Here is a 19071-nt window from a genome sequence, read left to right as displayed (position 1 = left end):
CTCTAGTTCACCTCGTCCGGGTGGGAACCGATCCGGCCGTTCCGCTCGAGCCCGCCGAGCCGCCGCATGGCTTCAGGATCGAGGGCGAAGTCCCACACCTTGAAGTTTTCCTGGATCCGCTGCATTGAGCTCGCCTTCGGGATGGCTACGTTGCCCAGCTGCAGGTGCCAGCGCAGAACTACCTGTGCCGGAGTCCTGCCCAGCTCCTGCGCCAGTTCCGCGACCACGGGGTCTGACAGCACTTTGCCCCGCCCCAGCGGGCTCCAGGCGACCGTGCGGATTCCGTGAGCAGCGTGCAGCTCCCGCAACTGCTCCTGCTGGAGCCACGGATGCAGCTCGATCTGGTTGACTGCCGGCACGACATCGCAGTTTTTCAACAGTTCCTCAAGATGGGCCGGCTGGAAGTTCGAAACGCCTATGGCACGGACGCGTCCCTCATGGTAAAGGCGTTCCAGGGCGCGGTAGGTGTCCACGTACAGTGCCCGTTCCGGCTGTGGCCAATGGATCAGATACAGGTCGAGGTAGTCGAGCCCAAGCTTTTCCAGCGAGGCGTCAAAGGCACGCAGCGCCGCGTCGTAGCCGTGGCTGTCGTTCCATATCTTGCTGGTGACAAAAATGTCGTCGCGACTGAATTCCGGTTCCTCGGCGATGAACCGGCGGACCGCCTCACCCACTCCGGCCTCGTTGGCGTACAGCGCGGCAGTGTCGAAATGCCGGTAGCCGGATTCCAATGCCTGGTAGCAAAGCCCGGCGGCGTCCTGCGGCGGAACTTTGTACAGGCCGAAGCCCAGTTGGTCCATCAGGACGCCGTTGTTCAGCGCCGTTTTATCTGCCGTTCCCATATACAAGACTCTACCGAGCAATGCAGGCGTCGGCGGCCAGCCGCGGCCGTAAAAGAGGCGCATCACCGTTTGGCGGGAATTGACCTCCACCCGCAGCGGGGCTAGGTTCGAGCCCAATCGGTGCTGCCCTTCCGGCGCCGGCGTCCTGTCCTAGCGAAGAGGTCTGCTTTGTCCGACTACGTTCTGGCCATCGACCAGGGGACCACGTCCTCGCGGGCCATCATTTTTGACCATGCCGGACAGATCGTTTCGACCGGCCAGATGGAACACCGGCAGATTTTTCCGCAGCCGGGCTGGGTGGAACATGATGCGGTGGAAATCTGGGACAACACCCGCGAGGTCATCGGCAACGCGCTGGCCCGTGCCAATCTGACGCGCCACAATATTGCCGCCGTGGGCATCACCAACCAGCGCGAAACCACCGTGGTGTGGGACCGGAAGACCGGAAAACCGGTTTACAACGCCATCGTGTGGCAGGATGTGCGCACCCAGCCTATCTGCGACGCGCTGGCTGCTGACGGCGGCACCGACCGGTTTAAAGCAATTACCGGGCTGCCGCTTTCGCCGTACTTCGCAGGTACCAAGCTGAAATGGATTCTGGACAATGTGGAAGGCACCCGGGCCAAGGCCGACGCCGGCGAGCTTCTTTTCGGCACCACGGACAGCTGGGTGCTGTGGAACCTGACAGGAGGAACGGACGGAGGAGTCCATGTCACGGACGTCACAAACGCCTCCCGGACGCTGTTCATGGACTTGAAGACGCTCGCCTGGGACCGGTCCATCCTCGAGGTTTTCGATGTCCCGGCTTCCCTGCTCCCGGAAATCAAGTCTTCGGCGGAGGTATACGGGACGGTCCATGGATCCCAGCTGCTGCGGCACGTTCCCGTTGCCGGGATTCTCGGCGACCAGCAGGCAGCGACTTTCGGGCAGGCGGCTTTCGACGCCGGGGATGCCAAGAACACTTACGGCACCGGCTGTTTTGTCATCGTCAATACCGGCAGCGAGATCGTCGAATCCGCGAACGGCCTGCTAACTACCGTGGCTTATAAGATCGGCGACGACGCGCCGTGTTATGCGCTTGAAGGCTCGATAGCTGTTGCCGGGTCACTGGTCCAGTGGCTGCGGGACAACCTGGGCATCATCAGTTCGGCCGCGGAAGTCGAAGAGCTGGCCTCCTCGGTACCCGACAGCGGAGGCGCGTACTTCGTGCCCGCATTTTCCGGACTCTTCGCTCCTTACTGGCGTGCCGATGCGCGCGGAGCCTTGGTGGGGCTGACGCGTTTCGTCACGAAGGCACACATCGCCCGGGCTGCTCTGGAGGCCACCGCGTTCCAGACCCGTGAGGTCCTCGAAGCGGTCAACGCGGATTCGGCCGTTCCGCTTGAGGAATTGAAGGTCGACGGCGGGATGGTTGCCAACGATGCGTTGATGCAGTTCCAAGCAGACATTCTCGGTGTCCCGGTCATCCGCCCCAAGGTCGCCGAAACCACAGCACTGGGAGCGGCCTATGCAGCGGGGCTGGCCACCGGATTCTGGCAGGACCTTGCGGAACTTCGGTCGAACTGGGCCCAGGACCGTCGCTGGGAACCGCAGCTGGCGTCCTCCGAACGGGACCGGCAGCTGCGGTTATGGAAGAAGGCGGTGACCCGCACGTTCGACTGGGTGGACGAGGACGTGCGCTGAGCCTGATCCGGACGCGAAGCCTAAGGAAGCCTAAGGAAGCCTCCGGCTGATCTGCGGTAAAGTAATTCCATGTCCGCACTTCTGCTTAGCTAGCCGCACCTACGGAACAGTTCCGTAACGTGCGGCCGCCCCTCCCGTGTCGAGGGGCTTTTGTGTGTCTAAGCGGCAACCACCGGGAGTGCGCCGTAGCAACCAAGAGGACGAGGACAAGTCAACGTGAGTACGCAGTCTGGTACCGAACCGAACGAGTACAGTTTTTCCGCCATGGAGGCCAAATGGCCTGCCGTCTGGGAAGAGCTTGGCGTCTTCAAGGCCGTTGACGACGGCTCGAAGGAGCGCCGTTACGTGCTGGATATGTTCCCCTATCCCTCGGGCGACCTGCACATGGGCCATGCCGAAGCGTTCGCCATGGGCGACGTCGTCGCGCGTTACCTGCGGTTGAAGGGCTACGACGTCCTGCACCCGATCGGCTGGGACTCCTTCGGCCTGCCTGCGGAAAATGCGGCCATCAAGCGCAACGCGCACCCGTCCGAATGGACGTACGCCAACATTGAGACCCAGGCTGCATCCTTCAAGCGCTACGCCATCAGCGCCGACTGGTCCCGGCGGCTGCACACCTCCGACGCGGACTACTACCGCTGGACACAGTGGCTGTTCCTGCGGTTCTACGAGCGCGGGCTGGCCTACCGGAAGAATTCACCGGTCAACTGGTGCCCCAAGGACCTGACGGTGCTGGCCAACGAACAGGTTGTCAACGGTGCCTGTGAACGATGCGGTACGCCGGTAACCAAGAAGAGCCTGAACCAGTGGTACTTCAAGATCACGGAGTACGCCGACCGGCTGCTGGATGACATGGACGAGCTGAAGGGGCACTGGCCTGAGCGTGTGCTGGCCATGCAGCGCAACTGGATCGGCCGGTCCGAGGGCGCCCACGTCAACTTCAACATCGAGCCCGCGGACGGCCGGGAAGCCAAGGGCGTCACCGTCTTTACCACCCGCCCCGATACCCTGTACGGCGCCACATTCTTCGTCGTCGCCGCTGATGCCCACCTGGCCCTGGACCTGGTTACGCCCGAACAGCATGATGCGCTGATGGACTACCGCGAAAAGGTCAAGGCCCTCTCCGACATTGAACGCCAATCCACCGACCGGGAGAAGACCGGCGTCTTCCTCGGCCGTTATGCCATCAACCCGTTGAACGGCGAGAAACTGCCCGTCTGGGCCGCGGACTACGTGCTTGCGGATTACGGCACCGGCGCCATTATGGCTGTCCCCGCGCACGACCAGCGCGACCTGGACTTTGCCAAGACATTCGACCTGCCCGTGCGGGCGGTGCTGGACACCGGCGAGGAAGACCCCGCGGTCAGCGGGACCGCCACCACGGGCGAAGGCAGCCTGATCAACTCGGGCGACCTCAACGGCCTGTCCAAGGACGAGGGCATTGCCAAGGCCATCGACATTGTCGAGGCGGCCGGCACCGGTGAGAAGACGGTCAACTACCGGCTCCGCGATTGGCTGCTCAGCCGGCAGCGCTTCTGGGGTGCGCCCATCCCGATCATCCACTGCGCCGAGTGCGGCGAGGTGCCGGTTCCGGATGACCAGCTTCCGGTGCGGCTGCCCGAAGACCTGCGCGGCGAAGCGCTCTCACCGAAGGGCACATCGCCCCTGGCCGCCGCCGCGGACTGGGTCAATGTGGACTGCCCGAACTGCGGACGCGCTGCCACCCGGGATACGGACACCATGGATACCTTCGTGGATTCCTCCTGGTACTATCTTCGGTTTGCCTCGCCGGACTACACCGAAGGGCCTTTCGACGTCGAAGCGGTCAACAAGTGGCTGCCGGTCGGGCAGTACGTGGGCGGCGTCGAGCACGCCATCCTGCACCTGCTGTACAGCAGGTTCTTCACCAAGGTGCTCAAGGACCTCGGGCTGGTGGACTTCGACGAGCCGTTCAGCGCGCTGCTGAACCAGGGCCAGGTCCTCAACGGGGGCAAGGCCATGAGCAAGTCTTTGGGCAACGGTGTGGACCTCGGCGAGCAGCTGGACAAGTTCGGTGTCGACGCCGTCCGGCTGACCATGATTTTCGCCTCACCGCCGGAGGACGACGTCGACTGGGCCGACGTTTCGCCGTCGGGCTCGGCTAAATTCCTGGCCCGTGCCTGGCGGCTGGGCCAGGACGTGACTTCAACCGTCGGCGCCGATCCAGCAGAAGGCGACCGTGCGCTGCGCTCGGTGACCCACCGGACCATCGCCGACGCCGCCGAACTGCTGGACAACCATAAGTTCAACGTGGTCATCGCCCGCCTCATGGAGCTGGTCAATGCCACCCGCAAGGCGATCGACAGCGGTGTCGGCGGAGCCGACCCCGCCGTTCGGGAAGCTACGGAAGCGGTGGCCATAGTGCTGAGCCTGTTCGCTCCGTACACCGGAGAGGATCTCTGGGCAGCGCTCGGGCATGAGCCCTCGGTTGCGGCCGCCAGCTGGCCGGCGGTCGACGAGCAGCTGCTGGTCCAGGCCACGGTTACCGCCGTCGTCCAGGTCCAGGGCAAGGTCCGGGACCGGCTCGAAGTGGCCCCGGACATTAGCGAAGAGGAGCTCAAGGCCAAGGCATTGGCATCGGAACAGGTGGTCAAAACGCTCGACGGACGCAGCGTCCGCACGGTCATCGTCCGGGCACCCAAACTGGTCAATATCGTCCCGGCCTAAGGGCGGCTGACAATGTCATGGCTTGAGGAGCTGGTGCAGCGGTCACGGCAACTGCTGCACCAGGCCGGCCGCAAGCCGGAGGAAGTATCCGGACGGCTCAGGGTCGCCGTGGTAACGGATTCGGCCGCCTCCCTGCCGGCTGAGTGGGCAGCCGAACCGGAAACCGCGGACTGGCTGCGGATCGTCCCGATGCCGGTGATGATTTCCGGCCAGATCTACGGCGAGGGAGTGGACGACGTCCCCGCCGTGCTGACCGTCGGTCTGGCTGAAGGTAAGGAAGTCAAGACCTCCCGGCCGTCGCCAGGCCTCTTCAAGCGGACCTATGAGGAACTGCAGCGGCAGGGCTTCGACGCCATCGTCTCCATCCACCTCTCCGGATCCCTTTCAGGCACCGTGGAAGCGGCGGCGCTGGCTGCGGCAGAGACGGATATCCGGGTGGAGATCGTCGATACCCGGTCGGTGGCGATGGCGGAGGGATTTGCCGTTGTCGCCGCGGTGCTGGCGGCGCAGGACGGCGCGGAGGTATCCGCGGTGGCGGAACGGGCCCGCGAAGCGGCGGCAGCCGCCGATGTCCTCTTCTATGTTCCCAGCCTGGACCAGCTGCGCCGGGGCGGGCGGATCAATCCGGCGGCTGGGTTCTTCGGGTCGCTGCTGGCTATCAAACCTATTCTCACTATCCGCGACGGTGCCATCGCAGAGGTGGAGAAAATCAGGACGGCTTCCAAGGCGCTCGTCCGGATGCAGCAGCTGGTGGTCCGGCGGATCGAAGAGCTCGAGTATTCACCGCAGCTGGCTGTCCATTATTTCGGCAATGAAGCAGAGGCCAGGTCGCTGGCCGAAGAGCTCAGTCCTCATGTCGGTGATGAAATCCTGGTCACCGCGGTACCGTCGGTGCTGGCCGCCCATGCCGGACTGGGAGTCCTCGCCGTCGTCATAGGACCCGCCATGCCCGAACCGGTGTCCTGATCTCCACAATCCGGGATGGGATGCTCCTGTCCACAAGCCGCAGGAGCATTCTGCCTGGCCGTTGATTTGCTTCATAGCGTAGTCCCATGGGCCGCCACCGCTGGGGAACAGCCGCCACAGAAGCCAGCCACGGCCTGAAAATGTCCGTTCGGCGCCCGCGTCTGCGGGTGGCACTCGGGGCAGCGCTGATCGCTGCAGGCCTGGCCATCGGTTACGCGCTGGTGCTGCTCCTGACGGCCGATACCCACAGGGATGAGAGCGATGTGCTGCTGTCGCTGCCCGCCACGAGTTCCACCGCTGTGGCCGGACCCACTGGGGAAGGACAGGACCCGGAGCAGGCCGGCGAGCTTGAATCCCCGGCCGAGACGAATGAAGAAGCTGCTTCCGCCGGGCCGGAGGCCGATCCCGGCGATGCAGCGCAGATCATCGTCCATGTCGCCGGCGCCGTCGATCGTCCGGGGATTGTCCGTCTACCGGCATCGGCGCGGGTTTTTGAAGCACTGGAAGCCGCGGGAGGTGCCAGCGAAGACGCAGATCTGGCGTCACTGAACCTGGCGGCGCCGCTCACGGACGGACAACAGGTCTTCGTTTCCTCACCCGAGCACCAGTCCGCCTCCGGCAGCGGCGCGACTGCAGCGGGTCCCGAGGGCGGTGCCGGCGGAGCGGAAGACCAGCCCGCGGCAAAGATCAATCTCAACAGCGCTTCGCTGGAAGAACTTAAGACGCTTCCCCGGGTCGGGCCCGTTCTGGCTCAGCGGATCATCGACTTCCGCGAGCAGCATGGAAGCTTCGGCCGGCCCGAAGACCTGGATGCAGTGCCGGGCATCGGCGAAGTCATGCTGGCAAGCCTCGTGGACTTGGTGACCGTGTGAGCCCGGCGCCGCCCTGGCAGCACTATGCGCGGGCTGCACGCGAAATGGCCGGCGAAACGGTCAAGGACACCACCAGCGACCCGAGCGCCGTCGCAAAGCGAAGCTCGAAGGCGTGGCTGTTCCGGGAAAAACCTACAAGTGATGCAGCCGCGGCCAAACCGCTGCGGCCGGGAGCTGGAGACAGCGGTCCCGGAGCGGTCCGGCTGGATCTGAGGTTAGCCGCCGCGGCGACAACCTGCTGGCTGGTGGCGCTCGTTCTGCTCCGACTACCGCCCGGCGTGGGGTTGACCGGCGCAGCCCTGTGTGGTGGCGCGGTAACAGCGTTCTTGCTGGCCCGACTGCGACGACGCCGGCGGAAGTCTATTCCCGCGGTGACCGGCACAGTGATCCTACTGGTGTGCACTGTCGGACTGCTGGCACTGGTCATCGGCGTCAAACACACGGAACGGCTCAGCGGGCCGATCGGGCCCGCCATAGAATCCGGAGCGTACGTCACCGCCGAACTCACGGCGCTCTCGGATGCCTCTCGCTCAAAGACGCCGTCGACGTTCGGCTCCGGTCCACGGTATCTCGTCACCGCCGAAATCACCGAGGCATCGCACGCGGGACGGAAGTTCGAGGCCGCAACCCCGGTGCTTGTCATCGGTAACCAGACATGGCAGACAGTCCGCTACGGGGATCGGTTGCACGCCGCCGGAACCCTGGCACCGATGGAACCGGGATCGTCGGAAGCTGCCATGCTGAGTGCCTCAACGGCGCCCGATGTGACATCGACTCCGCCGGCTGCTGAGGCGGTCAACGCGCTCCGGAGCTTATTCGTCGAACACACCGGGAGCCTGCCGCCGGATGCGCGCGGACTGCTGCCAGGAATGGTGTTTGGCGACAGGGAACAGCAGACAGACGATTTGGAAGAAGCCATGCGCCGTACCGGCCTGACGCATCTTATGGCGGTCAGCGGAGCGAACTGCAGTTACTTGCTCGGATTTGTTTACCTGTTGGCGACAGCCTGCCGAGCGCCCCGGTGGCTGAGTTCGGTGCTGGGCATTGTCGCGCTGGCCGGATTTGTGCTGTTGGTGCGGCCGGAGCCGAGCGTCCTGCGTGCCGCGGTCATGGGAGCGATCGGCGTGGCAGCACTGGTCTCCGGCCGGCGGCGAGCTTCGCTGTCCTTCCTCGCGCTGGCCGTGCTCATCCTCCTTCTGGCCAATCCATGGCTGGCCAGTGAATACAGTTTCATTCTCTCGGTGCTGGCTACCTTGGGGCTGGTGCTGCTCGGCAGCACGTGCTCGCGATGGCTGCAACACTTCATGCCGAAGCTACTCGCTGACGCCATGGCGATTCCGCTGGCTGCCCAGCTGTTCTGCACGCCCGTCCTCGTCCAGCTCCAACCGGAGTTGGCCATGTTCTCGATACCGGCCAACATCCTGGCGGCGCCGGTGGTTCCCTTCGTCACCATCGGCGGCATGGTCTCCCTGGCGCTGCTCCCATGGGCGCCACTACCCGGCGGTTGGCTCGTCCACACTACAGGCTTTCTCACCCTCTGGGTCGCGCAGATCGCCCGGACCTTCTCCGGACTTCCACTGGCCACTCTTCCGTGGCTTGGCGGACCGGCCGGCGCGGTCTTGGCGGCCGCTGCCGCCGTCGTCCTTCTCGCCCTTCTGTGGCTGGCTGCGCAGGGACGGGACGGCTTTTCCTCTTTGTGGTTCAGGGTCGAGCAGACGTCCTGCCGTGGCCGTGGCTCCGGCCGGCGGTACACGCCTGAACTGCCTGCGTCCGCAGACCAGGGGACCTCCCTGGGCGCGGATCAGGAAGCCCAACGCGGGAGGGGGACCACACGGCGCGCCGGAGCGCGGTGGACCGGGAAGCAGCGGGTGGGGGCTGCGTTTTGTGCGGCTGTCGTCGCCGGTGCGCTGCTGGGCTGGCTGTTCTCAAACAGGGGTGTTCCCGCGCTGCCCGAACGCTGGGATGCCGTGGTCTGCGACGTCGGTCAAGGCGACGGGCTGGTGATCCGCACAGGTACGGGCCAGGCCATGGTTATTGATGCCGGGCCTGAACCCGGCGCTATGGATTCCTGCCTGGATTCGCTCGGAGTGGAGAGCATCGGGCTTTTGGTCCTCACGCACATGCACCTGGACCATTACGGTGGCCTGGACGGCGTGCTGGACGGACGTAGGGTGGCGCGGGTGCTCGTTGGAAGTTCGAAGAAGGAGCTGCCCGACCTGGTCGACGGCACGCTGGCCGAACACGGATTGGACCCTGAACTCGGCAAGGCGGGATATTCGGGCCGGACGGGCAGCGCTTCGTGGGAAATACTCTGGCCGACGGCGGCACGGACCGGCGCTTCGGAGAACGATTCAAGCATCGTCATGCTGGTCACAGTCCCTGGCGCCGACGGCGGGGCTCTGCGCATACTGCTGACCGGCGACCTGGAAGAGGAGGCCGCGGCAGATCTGCTCCGGGGCTTGGCTCTTGAACCGGGCAGCGTGGACGTCCTTAAGATCAGCCATCACGGCGCCCGTAACGGTGGGACCGCGATCCTGGACCGGGTGCAGCCGAGAACGGCGGTTATTTCTGTTGGCCGTGACAATGACTACGGCCATCCTGCGCCCGCGATCCTCTCGGCCTTGGAGCGGCTCCGGATACCGGTTTTCCGGACGGATCAAATCGGTACCATCGTCGTCGATCTCGCAGACGGCAGCCTGGCCGTGCGTCCGGCGGAATGAGCGGTTTCCGGCTTGGGAAAATCGGCTGCCCGTGACAATGTTGACTCTGATACTAGGAGGACCTGACCTGTGAATCCACCCCCGGCCCGTCCGGCCGCAGGCAGCAAGACTGCCGGCCGAACTGTTTCCTGGCGCGACGTTGAACCGGCTCCGGTCGTGCTCATCAGCGGGCCCGAAGAATATCTGGCACACCGGGCCAGAGACCGTATCCGGTCGATGACCCGGGGAGTTCATCCGGACGTCGAGCTCACTACGCTGGAGGCTGCATCCTACTCGTACGGCCAACTGACCATGATTGCCAGCCCCAGCCTCTTCGGCGAATCAAAGTTGGTTGAAGTGGACGGTGTGGCGCAGATGAACGATGAGTTCTTGGGCGACGCATTGGCATATCTGCAGGCCCCGGCGGAGGACGTCACCCTGGTGCTGCACCATTCGGGCGGGGTCCGGGGCAAGAAATTGCTGGACGCTATCAAGGCCAGCGGGGCACCGGTGGTCGACTGCCAGGCGATGAAGAAGGACTCGGACAAACTGGACTTTGTCCGGCGGGAGTTCAAAGCTGCCCGGCGCGGACTTGATCCGGCGGCCGGTCAAGCACTGGTCGCTGCCGTCGGCGCATCCCTCCCGGACCTAGCAGCGGCGTGCGCCCAGCTGATCTCGGACGTTCAGGGAACGGTCACGGAAGAGACGGTCGAGAAATACTACGGCGGCCGCGTGGAAGCCACCGGCTTCAAAGTGGCTGACGCTGCCGTCTCCGGCAGGGGAGCGGTCGCTTTGTCCACGCTCCGGCATGCATTGGCCACAGGCGTGGATCCGGTGCCGATAGTCGCTGTCCTGGCCATGAAACTTCGGCAGATCGCCAAGGTAAAGGGAGCATCAGTCAGTGCTAAAGACGCTGGCCTGGCCCCGTGGCAATTCGACCAAGCACGTAAGGACGCGAGGAACTGGGACTCGGCTGCGCTGGCTGCCTGCATACAGATGCTTGCCGAAACCGATGCCCAGGTAAAGGGCGCAGCCCGGGATCCCGAATACGCCGTAGAGCGTGCCGTCACGGTTATCGCAGCGAGCGTTGGCCACTAGCTGCCTACTCTTAATGCAATGAAGGCCCCCGCCGATCGGCGGGGGCCTTCATTGCATCGGCGGTAAACGCCGGTGAAGCTGCTTCCTAGAGGGCGTTGACCTTCTTGGAGATAGCGGACTTGCGGTTAGCAGCGTTGTTCTTGTGAATAACGCCCTTGCTGACAGCCTTGTCCAGCTTGCGGCTGGCCGTAGCCAGAGCAGCGGTTGCACCGTCCTTATCGGAGGACTCAACGGCGCTGCCGACTGCGCGGATAGCAGTCCTCAGCTCGGACCGAACAGCGATGTTGCGCTGGCGGGCCTTCTCGTTGGTTAGGATGCGCTTCTTCTGGGACTTGATATTAGCCACGTATAAACTCTCTTTGTTGCGGACTGGTCGGTGAGGGCAGTCAGACCGGCCATTGACTGAGCGGCGTGGGGATACCGTAATGGCAGCCGGCCTGAGGTGCCCGTCGACCTGCGCGGACACACAGCTATAAATGTTAGCAGAAAAGCTTCCGGGGCTGCGTCCGCCGCCGAGGCGGCGCGCCGAAGCCTAATTCCAGCCGCGCGTCTGTCTCAGTGCTGCCGCCACCTGGGAAAACTCACGTTCGCCCAGGACTGCTCCCTCGCGCCGGATATCCCGCGGATCCAACTGCAGTACACGGTCGAGTTTTACCTCGCTGGGCCGTCCGCGCGGGTCCCAGGATCCCTGCCCTATGTCTACGTAGTCCTCGTGGCTGTTTGAACCGTTGTTCCGGTCCCTGCTGGTCATCATTAATGCCAGCAGCCATGGACCGTTATGGCCTATCAGCAGCACAGGGCGGTCCTTGCCCTTGCTGTGGTCCTCCTCGTATGGAACCCAGGTCCAGACAATTTCCCCCGGATCCGGTTGGCCGTCCGGGCTGGGGGAGTAGGCCACGGAAGCCCGGCCGCGGAAGTCGCCGGGGTACGTCGCGCTCAGTTGCCCCTGGCCGTGTTCCGTTGCGGGGCCCGGCCGGCTGACAGGCGGCCGCCCTCGGCCTGCACCCGGGGGCCTGGACGTTGAAGAGCGGTTGACCGCCCGGAGGACTTTTGCGGCACCGCGGAGCAGCCGGCCAAGAGTGTTCACGTTGAAAGCCATGCACCAAAACTACCCGTCGAATCCGTACCTGCCGGGAAGAAACAGCGGTCATCTCATGGGAGACTGTTAACTTGGTATCTATCGAAGAGCCATCATCGAAGCCCCGTTAGAGAGTTAGGAAACCGCTGTGTCACCCATGGCCCGCACCGCACCGGTGCCTGCCGCCACAGATCCGGCGATCATCAGGAACTTCTGCATCATCGCCCATATCGACCACGGGAAGTCCACCCTGGCGGACCGGATGCTGCAGTTAACCGGCGTAGTTGAGCAGCGGGACATGAAGGCCCAGTATCTGGACCGGATGGACATCGAGCGCGAACGCGGCATCACCATCAAGTCCCAGGCTGTCCGTCTGCCGTGGGAGCTCGATGGCAGGACCTATGCGCTGAACATGATCGACACACCGGGGCACGTGGACTTCACCTATGAGGTGTCCCGGTCTCTAGCTGCCTGCGAAGGCGCTGTTCTGCTCGTCGACGCGGCGCAGGGCATCGAAGCCCAGACGCTGGCGAACCTGTACCTGGCGATGGAGAATGACCTGACCATCATCCCGGTGCTGAACAAGATCGACCTGCCGGCGGCACAGCCGGAGAAGTATGCTGCGGAGCTTGCCAACCTCATCGGCGGCGATCCCGAGGATGTGCTGAAGGTCTCCGGTAAAACCGGTATGGGCGTTGAGGACCTGCTGGACAAAATTGTCCGCGACCTGCCCGCCCCCGTCGGTAATGCCGATGCCCCGGCCCGTGCCATGATCTTCGACTCGGTCTATGACACCTACCGCGGTGTGGTGACCTACGTCCGCGTGGTCGACGGGGAACTCAAGCCCCGCGAACGTATCCAGATGATGTCCACCAGAGCCAGCCACGAACTGCTGGAAATCGGTGTCAGCTCTCCGGAACCGGTGCCCTCCAAGGGCCTGGGCGTTGGCGAGGTCGGCTACCTGATCACCGGCGTGAAGGACGTGCGGCAGTCCAAGGTCGGCGACACGGTCACCACCTTGAACAACCCTGCCCCGGAATCCCTCGGCGGCTATGCGGACCCCAAACCGATGGTCTTCTCCGGTCTCTACCCGATCGACGGAGCCGACTATCCGGTACTTCGCGACGCCCTGGACAAGCTCAAGCTCAACGACGCCGCCCTGGTTTACGAACCGGAAACCTCGGCCGCTCTCGGCTTCGGCTTCCGCGTGGGCTTCCTCGGCCTGCTCCACTTGGAAATCACGCGTGAACGCTTGGAGCGCGACTTTAACCTGGACCTGATCTCCACCGCGCCCAACGTCGTCTATGAGGTGACCCTCGAAGACAAGAAGGTCGTCACGGTCACCAACCCGAGCGAATATCCGGACGGAAAAGTCTCCGAGGTCCGGGAGCCGATGGTTTCGGCCACCATTCTGGCCCCGAACGAGTTTGTGGGCGCCATCATGGAGCTCTGCCAGGGCCGCCGCGGCGATATGAAGGGCATGGACTACCTGTCGGAAGACCGGGTGGAGCTTCGCTACCGGCTGCCGTTGGCCGAAATCGTTTTCGACTTCTTCGACCTGCTCAAGTCCAAGACCCGCGGCTACGCCTCCCTCGACTGGAAGGCGGACGGTGAACAGGTGGCCGATCTGGTGAAGGTGGACATCCTGCTGCAGGGTGAACAGGTGGACGCGTTCAGCGCCATCACCCACAAGGACAAGGCCTACAGCTACGGGGTGATGATGACCGGCAAACTGCGCGAGCTCATCCCCCGCCAGCAGTTCGAGGTGCCCATCCAGGCAGCAATCGGCTCGCGCATCATCGCCCGCGAAAATATCCGCGCCATCCGCAAGGACGTGCTGGCCAAGTGCTACGGCGGCGACATCAGCCGTAAGCGCAAACTACTGGAGAAGCAGAAGGAAGGCAAGAAGCGCATGAAGATGGTCGGCCGGGTGGAAGTTCCACAGGAAGCCTTCATCGCAGCGCTGTCGTCCGATGAATCGAAAGACAAGAGCAAGAAATAAAACCGTAGTGATGAAGACAACGACGACGGCGGCGGTCGCCTGTGCCTAGCGTCCTGCCGCTGGGAGACCCGGCACCGGCCGATGGCTTGCTGCCGCCGCAGGCCGCTGCCGGCGCACAGGACAGGGACTTCTGTCTCTATGTCCACATTCCGTTCTGCTCGGTGCGTTGCGGCTACTGCGACTTCAATACCTACACTGCCAAGGAGCTCGGTTCAGGCGCCTCGCAGGACGAATACGCCGGCACCCTCAACGCCGAACTCGACCTCGCGGCCAAGGTGCTGCCCGCATCCGGGCTGCCCCGGCGCCCGCTGTCGACGGTCTTTTTCGGCGGCGGTACTCCCACTTTGCTGCCGGCATCGGATCTGGCGGCCATTTTGGGCCGTGCCACCGAACTATGGGGTCTGGCACCGGCGGCCGAGGTCACCACGGAGGCCAATCCGGACTCCGTCACGCCCGAATCGCTGCAGACGCTGGCGGCGGCCGGGTTCACCCGTGTTTCCTTCGGGATGCAGTCCGCAGTACCCCACGTGCTCAAGGTGCTTGACCGCACGCATGATCCGGAACGCGTTCCGCAGGCGGTGCGCTGGGCACGCGAGGCCGGGCTGCATGTCAGCCTGGACCTGATCTACGGCACGCCGGGGGAGTCGGTTGCCGATTGGGAGACCAGTCTGGATGCCGCGATCGACTGCCAGCCGGATCATATTTCGGCCTATGCGCTGATCGTGGAGGAGGGCACCAAGCTCGCCGCCCAGATCCGCCGCGGCGAAGTACCGGGAATTGACGACGATGACCACGCCACCAAATATGAACTCGCCGAGGCGCGGTTGGCTGCCGCCGGCTTTGGCTGGTACGAGGTCAGCAACTGGGCCCGCACTGAAGCCGACCGTTGCCGGCACAATCTCTCTTACTGGCGTGGTGATGACTGGTGGGGTGCCGGCCCCGGGGCCCACTCCCACATGGGCGGTGTCCGCTGGTGGAACGTGAAGCATCCGGCCGCGTACGGCCAACGTCTGTCAACAGGGGTCTCTCCGGCGGCGGGACGGGAAACGCTTGACGCAGCGACCCGCAAACTGGAACATGTGATGCTCCAGACCCGCATCATTGATGGTCTGCGGACACAGGAACTGGGCCCGCAGGGGCGGAACGCGGTAGCCGGTCTGATCGCAGACGGGCTGGTGGACGGACCCGCGGCTTTCGACGGCACCGTCCGGCTCACTTTGCAGGGCAGGCTGCTTGCCGACGCCGTGGTCCGCCGCCTCCTGGAAGACTGACAAGCACCACGCTGGATGAGCCCTCTTCGGCGCGCCTCCGCCTGCGGGCTTAGTGGAGCAGGCGGAGATTCAATGAGTAGCGGTAGGGACGGCCGCGGTTGACTGCGATGCCTGCCATCACAGAGAACACGGTGAGGAAAACCCAGATTGCCGCTGCAACGACGGCAAAGAAGCCGCTGATCACAGGCACCAGAATCAGCACGTTGGCAATAACAGCGACGATCGTTGGCGGGAGCGTGAAGTTCAGGGCTTCTTTCGACTCCTGGGCCGTGAAGGGGCCCCGGTCCTTGAAGATCAGGTAGATGACCAGCGAAGGAAAGCACCCCAGAATGCCGCCGAAATGAGCCAGAGTGGCCCATTGACGGTCTTCGGACGGCGTTAGCGGCAGGGCTGAGGAAGAGGCGCTTTCATACTGCGTCCGGGGAGCCGGCTGACGATCCGGTTGCTTCTTGCGCGCGGGGTTGTCTGACACAGGACCTACCTCAGGAGAATTCGTTTTCGTTCTAATGGCTATTACCTACGAAACTAAGATTAGCCGCAATGACCGGTAAACAGCGGACTGGGGTCAATCTGCCGGCGCAGAATGGGGTTGTCGCCATGCGCATTCCTCAGGCCGTGAGGAAATCGATGACTTCTTCGACACGTCCCAGTAGGGACGGTTCAAGATCCGCATAGGTATTGACGCTGCCGAGCAAGCGCTTCCACCCGTGCGCGATGTCGATCTGGGTTTTGTTGGGCCACCCGAGGCCGGCAAGGATTCCGGTTTTCCAATCGGTTCCGCGGGGAACCACGGGCCATTTTTCCAGCCCGATGACGGCCGGTTTGATGGCCTGCCACACGTCCACATACGGGTGTCCGACGATCAGCACGTTGTTGCGCGCTGACGGAACTGCCATGGCGGCCTGCGCAATCCGCCACTCCTTGGTGTCGGGCAGCAGATGGTCTACCAGAATGCCCAACTTCCGCTGCGGCCCCGGGCTGAACGCCGATACTGCCGAAGCGAGGTCATCGACGCCGTGAAGCGGCTCCACAACTATGCCTTCGACCCGAAGATCGTGGCCCCACACCTTCTCGACGAGTTCGGCATCGTGCTTGCCTTCGACCCAGATCCGGCTGGCCTTCGCTACCTGCGCGCGCAGTCCTTCTACTCTGACGGATCCGGAGGCCGTCCGCTGCGGACGTGCGACGGCGGCAGCGGCCATGGCAGGAACTACCTCCACGGGTTCACCTTCCAGCAGAAAGCCGAAGCCCAGGGGGAAAGAACGTTTCTTGCCGCGCCGGTCCTCCAGCGACACCAGATGGACCCCGCCGGACTTTTCCACACGCACCACCGCGCCTACCCAGCCGCTTTCGACATCCTCCAGTACCAATCCGGGTTCGGCCCCTACCTTGCGAAGCTGACGCGACTTCGGAGCGGATAGATCCTGTGGTCCCCAGCCGTAGCTGCTCATCGGTTGTAGTCCTTCGGTCATGCAGCTTTCGGGTAGCTGCAGGCGATCAGCGGAGCCGCCGATAGGTGCATGGCAGCCTGACAATGCTAACAACGTGCCAAACGTATTAGACTTAGCACTTGGACGTGTTGAGTGCTAACCGACATGTCTGCTGCAGCCGTACGAAATCAGGAGGTGCCCAGTGAGCGAAGGCCGTCGGCTAGAGGTGCTGCGCGCTATCGTGGAAGATTACGTGCATTCGCGTGAACCCGTAGGGTCCAAAGCACTGGTTGACCGCCACCATTTAGGTGTTTCCTCGGCCACAATCCGCAATGACATGGCTGCGCTCGAAGAAGAAGGCCTGATCGTCGCTCCGCACACCAGTGCCGGCCGCATTCCAACGGACAAGGGCTACCGGCTCTTCGTGGACCGGATTTCGGATGTGAAGCCGCTCTCCTCCGCTGAACGCCGTGCTATCCAGGCCCTGCTCGAAAACGCGGGCGACCTGGACGATGTCATGGATCGCACCGTGAGGCTGTTATCCCAGCTGACCAATCAGGTAGCAGTGATCCAGTATCCGCGGCTGGGTCGGGCCTGCACCAGGCACATCGAGTTTGTCCTGCTCGCACCGCAACAGGTCCTCGTTGTCCTGATTGCCGATAACGGGAAAGTTGAGCAGCGGGTCATTTCCCTGCCTGATCCCGTCACGGATGAAGAATTATCCGATCTCCGATCGGCCTATCTCTCAGAGTTGGCCGGGCACCCCCTGGATTCGGTGGGCGGGCTGCTCCGGAACGGATTGAAGGACGCCAGGCCCGGCACCGAGGCTATCGTGCCACCACTTTCAGCGGCCTTGGAAAGTCTTGCTGCAGCCACACAGGAGGAGCGTATCCTCATGGCCGGCACAGCCAATCTGGCCCGTTCCACCATGGATTTCCCGTTGAGTATCGGACCCATTCTCGAGGCACTCGAGGAACAGGTGGTCCTGCTCCGCCTGCTGTCGGAGATGCAGCAGGACGCGCACGGGATTTCCGTACGCATTGGGCACGAGAACCCGTACGGCTCGTTGGCGGAAACGTCCGTGGTCGCAACCGGCTATGGTCCGGGTTCTTCAGCCAAGCTGGGCATCCTCGGTCCAACCCGGATGGATTATCCGACTACTATGGCCGCCGTGCGTGCCGTAGCCCGTTATTTGTCACGGATCCTTGCCGGATAGGCAGCCGGCCAACCAGCAGCACATGGACAGCGGGAGCCGCTGTCCGCAACCGATTCCCAGGAAGAGAAGTAATACAAGGTGAGCAACCACTACGACGTACTCGGTGTCAGCCGCGATGCCACTGCTGAGGAAATCAAGAAGGCCTATCGGAAGCTGGCCCGCAAGCTCCACCCTGATGTGAACACCGGGCCGGAGGCTGCAGAACAATTCAAGCAGGTCAGCCATGCCTACGAGGTGCTGTCGGACCCGCAGAAGCGGCGGGTCTATGACACCACAGGCAATGAGAACGGCACAGACAGCGGCTTCGGCGGCGGTTATTCGGGTGCTGGGTTCGCCTTCCAGGATATTTTCGAAACCTTCTTCGGTGGGCAGGGCAGTGCCGGACCCCCTTCGCGCACGCGCCGCGGACAGGACGCGCTGATCAATGTCCGCATCGATCTCAAGGATGCCGTATTCGGCGTCAACAAGAAGATCGAAGTGGACACCGCCGTCGTTTGCCCTACGTGCGACGGCAGCTGCTGCCGTCCCGGCACCAGCCCGCGGACCTGCGACATCTGCGGCGGCTCGGGCCAAGTACAGCGTGCCGTGCGCTCCATCCTGGGGCAGGTTATGACCGCCGCTCCCTGCGGAAGCTGCCAGGGATTCGGCACGATCATCCCCGACCCGTGCAATGAATGTAATGGCGAGGGCCGCATCCGCAGCCGCCGCTCCCTGACCATCAAAATTCCGGCAGGTGTCGGAACGGGCACCCGGATCCAGCTGGCCGGGCAGGGCGAATCAGGTACGGCAGGTGGCCCGCAGGGCGACCTCTACGTCGAGATCCGTGTTGCCCCGGATAAGAACTTCATCCGTGAGGGCGACGACCTCCATGTGACGATGGCGGTACCGATGACGGCTGCGGCCCTCGGTACCGATGTGGACATGGACACGTTCGACGGGACGCAGTCGCTGAACATCAAGCCCGGTACCCAGGCCGGCGAGATCATCACCCTCAAGGGGCTCGGCGTAACGCATCTGCGGGGCTACGGCCGCGGCGATCTGAAGGTCCATGTTCACGTGGAAACGCCTACCAGACTCGATTCCGAGCAGGAGGAGCTGCTGCGCCAGCTCGCAGCGTCGCGCGGCGAGCAGTTCACTGAAGGCAAGCTTGCGGGCAGCGGCAGCGGCGTGTTTGCCCGGCTGCGGGACAAGCTCGGCAATCTCTAACA

Annotated in this window: 15 protein-coding genes; 10 read left to right on the top strand and 5 right to left on the bottom strand. The window is 63.7% G+C overall.

The genetic code is table 11. The features are described 5' to 3' along the window. Positions 1-2: 2 nt before the first annotated feature. Positions 3-842, bottom strand: coding sequence for an aldo/keto reductase (locus tag HGO92_RS18700; protein ID WP_169997522.1), 840 nt, complete (start codon positions 840-842; stop codon positions 3-5). A gap of 168 nt (positions 843-1010) precedes the next feature. Between HGO92_RS18700 and glpK the strand changes: the two genes are divergently transcribed. The 6 genes from glpK to holA all read left to right on the top strand — a co-directional run bounded on the left by glpK (position 1011) and on the right by holA (position 10866). Continuing rightward, a complete protein-coding gene (glpK, locus tag HGO92_RS18695) occupies positions 1011-2525 on the top strand; it encodes a glycerol kinase GlpK (protein WP_169997520.1) in 1515 nt (504 codons plus the stop codon). 216 nt (positions 2526-2741) lie between these two features. Then, positions 2742-5231: a leucine--tRNA ligase gene (leuS, locus tag HGO92_RS18690; protein WP_169997518.1), complete on the top strand. Its 2490-nt coding sequence runs from the start codon at positions 2742-2744 to the stop codon at positions 5229-5231. Positions 5232-5243: 12 nt separating this feature from the next. After that, positions 5244-6197 (top strand): DegV family protein, encoded by a 954-nt coding sequence (locus HGO92_RS18685; protein WP_169997516.1) that lies wholly within the window; start codon positions 5244-5246, stop codon positions 6195-6197. An 86-nt stretch (positions 6198-6283) separates the two neighbouring features. Beyond that, complete coding sequence (locus HGO92_RS18680; protein WP_169997514.1) at positions 6284-7069, top strand: ComEA family DNA-binding protein; 786 nt, start codon at positions 6284-6286, stop codon at positions 7067-7069. Continuing rightward, positions 7066-9789 carry a ComEC/Rec2 family competence protein gene (locus HGO92_RS18675; RefSeq protein WP_169997512.1) on the top strand — a complete coding sequence of 908 codons (2724 nt, stop codon included), beginning with the start codon at positions 7066-7068 and terminating at the stop codon, positions 9787-9789. Before HGO92_RS18680 ends, HGO92_RS18675 begins: the two co-directional genes overlap by 4 nt. A gap of 69 nt (positions 9790-9858) precedes the next feature. Then, positions 9859-10866 carry a DNA polymerase III subunit delta gene (holA, locus tag HGO92_RS18670; protein ID WP_169997510.1) on the top strand — a complete coding sequence of 336 codons (1008 nt, stop codon included), beginning with the start codon at positions 9859-9861 and terminating at the stop codon, positions 10864-10866. An 85-nt stretch (positions 10867-10951) separates the two neighbouring features. Here the strand turns inward: holA and rpsT are convergent, their stop codons facing one another. Together rpsT and HGO92_RS18660 are read right to left on the bottom strand one after the other, a co-directional pair. After that, positions 10952-11212 carry a 30S ribosomal protein S20 gene (rpsT, locus tag HGO92_RS18665; protein WP_169997508.1) on the bottom strand — a complete coding sequence of 87 codons (261 nt, stop codon included), beginning with the start codon at positions 11210-11212 and terminating at the stop codon, positions 10952-10954. A 186-nt stretch (positions 11213-11398) separates the two neighbouring features. Then, positions 11399-11965 carry a type II toxin-antitoxin system PemK/MazF family toxin gene (locus HGO92_RS18660; protein ID WP_169997506.1) on the bottom strand — a complete coding sequence of 189 codons (567 nt, stop codon included), beginning with the start codon at positions 11963-11965 and terminating at the stop codon, positions 11399-11401. Between the two features lie 127 nt (positions 11966-12092). Here HGO92_RS18660 and lepA point away from each other — a divergent pair, with 127 nt between their 5' ends. Together lepA and hemW are read left to right on the top strand one after the other, a co-directional pair. Further along, complete coding sequence (gene lepA, locus HGO92_RS18655) at positions 12093-13946, top strand: translation elongation factor 4 (RefSeq protein WP_169997504.1); 1854 nt, start codon at positions 12093-12095, stop codon at positions 13944-13946. Positions 13947-13987: 41 nt separating this feature from the next. Beyond that, entirely contained in the window at positions 13988-15217 is a 1230-nt protein-coding gene (hemW, locus tag HGO92_RS18650; RefSeq protein WP_169997502.1) for a radical SAM family heme chaperone HemW, read from the top strand. Positions 15218-15266: 49 nt separating this feature from the next. Here hemW and HGO92_RS18645 read toward each other — a convergent pair whose 3' ends face one another. Then, complete coding sequence (locus HGO92_RS18645; protein ID WP_169997499.1) at positions 15267-15689, bottom strand: DUF4870 domain-containing protein; 423 nt, start codon at positions 15687-15689, stop codon at positions 15267-15269. 136 nt (positions 15690-15825) lie between these two features. Then, positions 15826-16668: a DUF3097 domain-containing protein gene (locus tag HGO92_RS18640; RefSeq protein ID WP_169997497.1), complete on the bottom strand. Its 843-nt coding sequence runs from the start codon at positions 16666-16668 to the stop codon at positions 15826-15828. A gap of 181 nt (positions 16669-16849) precedes the next feature. Between HGO92_RS18640 and hrcA the strand changes: the two genes are divergently transcribed. Both hrcA and dnaJ read left to right on the top strand, forming a co-directional pair. After that, a complete protein-coding gene (gene hrcA / locus HGO92_RS18635) occupies positions 16850-17863 on the top strand; it encodes a heat-inducible transcriptional repressor HrcA (protein WP_169997495.1) in 1014 nt (337 codons plus the stop codon). Positions 17864-17941: 78 nt separating this feature from the next. Then, the gene (gene dnaJ, locus HGO92_RS18630) at positions 17942-19069 is read left to right on the top strand and encodes a molecular chaperone DnaJ (RefSeq protein WP_169997493.1); all 1128 of its coding nucleotides are present in this window, start codon (positions 17942-17944) and stop codon (positions 19067-19069) included. The last annotated feature ends 2 nt before the right edge of the window (positions 19070-19071 follow it).

It is taken from the genome of Crystallibacter degradans, assembly GCF_012952295.1.
Taxonomy (GTDB): domain Bacteria; phylum Actinomycetota; class Actinomycetes; order Actinomycetales; family Micrococcaceae; genus Crystallibacter; species Crystallibacter degradans.
The sequence above is the reverse complement of the archived record's forward strand: the minus strand, read 5'-3'. Positions and strand labels throughout refer to the sequence as shown.

Coding starts and splice junctions, on each gene's coding strand:
- HGO92_RS18700 (WP_169997522.1), bottom strand. CDS start 842: ATGGGAACGGCAGATAAAACGGCGCTGAACAACGGCGTCCTGATGGAC.
- HGO92_RS18685 (WP_169997516.1), top strand. CDS start 5,244: ATGTCATGGCTTGAGGAGCTGGTGCAGCGGTCACGGCAACTGCTGCAC.
- HGO92_RS18680 (WP_169997514.1), top strand. CDS start 6,284: ATGGGCCGCCACCGCTGGGGAACAGCCGCCACAGAAGCCAGCCACGGC.
- HGO92_RS18660 (WP_169997506.1), bottom strand. CDS start 11,965: ATGGCTTTCAACGTGAACACTCTTGGCCGGCTGCTCCGCGGTGCCGCA.
- HGO92_RS18640 (WP_169997497.1), bottom strand. CDS start 16,668: ATGAGCAGCTACGGCTGGGGACCACAGGATCTATCCGCTCCGAAGTCG.